At 66.4% G+C, this 545-nt stretch carries 1 protein-coding gene; it reads left to right on the forward strand.

From position 1 onward, the window contains the following. The coding region (locus AB4Y97_RS21025) for an FtsK/SpoIIIE domain-containing protein (protein WP_442000979.1) at positions 1-545 on the forward strand (545 nt) is incomplete at both ends.

The raw sequence follows: 545 nt of genomic DNA on the forward strand, positions 1-545 counted from the left end.
TGGGCGGTGCGGGAGATGGAGGACCGCTACAAGAAGATGTCGAAGCTCGGCGTGCGCAACATCGACGGCTTCAACGCCCGCGTCTCGGAAGCGAAAGCCAAGGGCGAGGTCATCACCCGCACGGTGCAGACCGGCTTCGACCGCGAGACCGGCCAGGCGGTGTACGAGGACGAGATCATGGATCTCGAGCCGCTGCCCTACATCGTCGTCATCGTCGACGAGATGGCCGACCTGATGATGGTCGCCGGCAAGGAGATCGAGGGTGCGATCCAGCGTCTCGCCCAGATGGCGCGGGCGGCGGGCATCCACGTCGTCCTGGCGACGCAGCGTCCCTCGGTCGACGTCATCACCGGCACGATCAAGGCCAATTTCCCGACCCGGATCTCGTTCCAGGTGACCTCGAAGATCGACAGCCGCACGATCCTCGGCGAGATGGGCGCCGAGCAGCTCCTGGGCCAGGGCGACATGCTGTACATGGCCGGGGGCGGGCGCATCACCCGCGTGCACGGGCCGTTCTGCTCCGACGAGGAGGTCGAGAAGGTCGT

Origin of the sequence: Microvirga sp. 2TAF3, assembly GCF_052114965.1 — a bacterium.
Taxonomy (GTDB): Bacteria; Pseudomonadota; Alphaproteobacteria; order Rhizobiales; family Beijerinckiaceae; genus Microvirga.